Annotated in this window: 2 protein-coding genes; both read right to left on the minus strand. The window is 30.9% G+C overall.

Features of this window, described 5'->3' with window-relative positions; genetic code table 11:
* Positions 1-128: 128 nt before the first annotated feature.
* Positions 129-428 (minus strand): hypothetical protein, encoded by a 300-nt coding sequence (locus QM865_RS09105; RefSeq protein ID WP_414306504.1) that lies wholly within the window; start codon positions 426-428, stop codon positions 129-131.
* Complete coding sequence (locus QM865_RS09110) at positions 425-766, minus strand: hypothetical protein (RefSeq protein WP_414306505.1); 342 nt, start codon at positions 764-766, stop codon at positions 425-427. The genes QM865_RS09105 and QM865_RS09110 overlap by 4 nt, the downstream gene beginning before the upstream one ends.
* Between the last annotated feature and the right edge of the window lie 436 nt (positions 767-1,202).

The following is a 1,202-nucleotide window of genomic DNA, read 5'->3' on the forward strand; positions in this document are numbered from 1 at the left end:
ATTGGTACTTATGGCCAATAACCTCCTAAAATACAATAAGAGAACGACTCAAAATTAAAAAGCTAGAGTTCCACAATTGGAAATCTCTAGCTTTTTTTGTGGTCGAGAACTATTTTGTCCCAGTCTCTCTAATCATAATAATGTCGATCGATTTTTTCGTTTTCCCAATCTTTTTCTTCGACTTTTTTGATCTCAAAATCTTCTGATTTTTCGTTATAAACCACTAAGAAATAACCGGCGTTATTATAAAACTTACCTGTGATGGTGTGGTCATCAGGTGTGAAATAATAAATGGTTTCATTTATTTTGTTGACCTTTACGGTTTTTGTTTCAGGTATCGGATATAACAGGGTTACAAAACTAGCGCCCAAAAAGAGATACAGCATGAAAGCAAAAGTTGAATACACTAATAATCTCATTTCTCTCATTTTGCTTCGTCTCCTTTTTCAAATTGTGCACCGATTTCTTTGTTTTCCCAAACTTTACGTTTGACAAGACGGTTTTCACCTTTATTTTTAGCTTTGTTGTAAACTACGAAATAGTAATCACCATGGGAATAATATTTTCCGAGGATGACGTCATCAGTGAGTTCATCGATTTTGTAATGTTCTTTAGGGGGGGCGCTGATATAGTTGACATCTTCGACGATTTCTACTTTTGGAGTGGTAATGTTTGCGATAAGCGCCTGCAAAAATATTAACGATATAACACCAATAACAATACCAAGCATGACATTTTTGTTTAGTTCCATTTTGTTTAGTAGCATGATTTATTCCATTCTTATTTTTACTTTACTATCACTTACAGTGATAATTTTAATATTTAAGGCTTTTAAAATCGCCGCGATATATTCAGCTCCAAAAACCTCATATCATCTTTATCTAAAACAATCTTATTAACAATCAAATTTGCTTTTTGGATTAATAAAATTACTTTATAAAGTTTCTTCAAAGTTAAATCATTATTTTTGATTTTTTAAAAATAATATTCATCCTCTTTTTTAATAATGCAAATATATCATAAAGAAGAGACAATATCAACATTATTTAGTAATTTTTCCGATTTTTAAAAATAAGCTAACTTCTCAAAGTAACTTCCACTTGCCTGACCAAAGTGGAAATTAGTCTAAAACGGATTTTTATGGTGGAATTAAGTATGAGACGTTTGAGTTAGAAATGAGGTCTACTATGACAAAACATAAA

Source organism: Streptococcus mitis (assembly GCF_047462815.1).
Classification (GTDB): Bacteria; Bacillota; Bacilli; order Lactobacillales; family Streptococcaceae; genus Streptococcus; species Streptococcus mitis_DO.

Excerpts from the sequence above, each read along its gene's own strand:
- QM865_RS09105 (WP_414306504.1), bottom strand. The coding sequence starts at position 428 with ATGAGAGAAATGAGATTATTAGTGTATTCAACTTTTGCTTTCATGCTG.
- QM865_RS09110 (WP_414306505.1), bottom strand. The coding sequence starts at position 766 with ATGCTACTAAACAAAATGGAACTAAACAAAAATGTCATGCTTGGTATT.